The 1,420-nt window shown below is 40.2% G+C and carries 3 protein-coding genes; 2 read left to right on the top strand and 1 reads right to left on the bottom strand.

The genetic code is table 11. From position 1 onward, the window contains the following. Nucleotides 1–61: 61 nt before the first annotated feature. Nucleotides 62–229: a hypothetical protein gene (locus FJR06_RS02770; RefSeq protein ID WP_168650668.1), complete on the top strand. Its 168-nt coding sequence runs from the start codon at nt 62–64 to the stop codon at nt 227–229. Between the two features lie 46 nt (nt 230–275). Here the strand turns inward: FJR06_RS02770 and FJR06_RS02765 are convergent, their stop codons facing one another. Continuing rightward, nucleotides 276–1,163, bottom strand: coding sequence for an ROK family protein (locus FJR06_RS02765; protein ID WP_168650666.1), 888 nt, complete (start codon nt 1,161–1,163; stop codon nt 276–278). Between the two features lie 44 nt (nt 1,164–1,207). On the opposite strand from FJR06_RS02765, the gene FJR06_RS23905 reads away from it, so the two are divergent. Continuing rightward, nucleotides 1,208–1,420 (top strand): hypothetical protein (locus FJR06_RS23905; protein ID WP_217359758.1); only part of this gene is annotated, 213 nt, incomplete at its 3' end.

Genomic DNA, 1,420 nt, shown 5'->3' with positions numbered 1-1,420 from the left:
TGATTCGACCTTCAATGTCGTGCTATGATATCTAGTATATCAGATATATTAGGATTTAGCAATGCCTCGGATTAAATTTAAACCACAAAATAAAGTAGCCTACGATAAATCACCCTTGCAATTTAAGGTTTTACCTGGAGTCAGGGAAAAAATTAAAACCGTCCCTGACTGGCAACAACGGTTGAGGGATTTTGTTGATCAACTTATTGAAGACTTGGACAAACAGTAACATAAGGCTAGTTATGGGTAGAAATTATCAAGCTGTTTCTACCCCATTACCAATTACCTATTTCCAATGCTAACTTAGCAGCGCCTACCATTCCCGCTGTATTTCCTAATTCTGCGGGGAGAATTTGCAAACCTGCACGGGAAGTTGGTAAAACTCGTTTTTCGATTTCTGCTGTTAATGCAGGTAAGAAAAATTCAAAACTCCCACTGACACCACCACCAATAATAATTGCTTGGGGTGTCAGCACATAGAGTAAACTGGTTAAACCAATCCCTAAGTCTCTACCATATTCTTGCCAAAAAGTCAAGGCTTCTATATCTCCAGTTTGGGCAAGTGCGCCTAATTCTGCTGGTTCTTTGCCTGTGCGGCGACGAATGGCAGAAATACAAGTATACTGTTCTAATGAGCCTTGATTGCCACTATTACACATTGGTCCATCAGGATTTAAGGTAATTAAACCTAATTCTGCTGCTGCACCTTGATGTCCGACAAATAATTTACCATCAAGAATAATTGCCCCACCAACGCCAGTCCCCAAAGTTAGTAAAATCAAATTGGGGAAATTTCGGCCTGCACCTAACCAAGCTTCTCCTAAACCTGCACAGTTAGCATCATTAGCCAAAATTGTCGGTTTACCGGTTTTGGCTTCTAACCAATCAGCTAAGGGGACATCATGCCATCCTACTAGATTAATAGCAACTTTCGCAATTCTTCCCGCAGCATCAGCAGGGCCAGGAGTACCTAAACCAATGGCGACACTTTCATTATTGGGGTCAATTTGTGATATTGCATCTACTATTTTCAATAATACAGCCTCTGGTGTTGCGGGTTGGGGAGTATCCACAGATAAAGATTGCAAACAATTACCATCTGCTTTGAACCGACCAAGTTTAATCGCAGTTCCCCCTAAATCAATACCAATTACTTGCTGCATAATTTTAATTTATTTTATTTTTACTGATAATTTGCACGTTGACAATGGGGTGTAAATTATTATGTGCCTGTTGCCAATTTGCGATTGGCGCACCTTTTAAAATACCAGATAAGGCTAGAGAAACCATAAATCCACCTGTAGCAGCCGCAATTAAAGTAATATTATCGTTCACAAAACTCTCTCAGGTTGTCAGTTGTCAGTTGTCAGTAGGGGCGAAGCATTTGGAAGGTAAATTATCGGTCATTGCCAAAAATAGT

The organism is Dolichospermum sp. UHCC 0352 (genome assembly GCF_009711925.1).
Taxonomy (GTDB): Bacteria; Cyanobacteriota; Cyanobacteriia; order Cyanobacteriales; family Nostocaceae; genus Dolichospermum; species Dolichospermum lemmermannii.
This window is presented reverse-complemented; position numbering and strand designations above follow the sequence as displayed.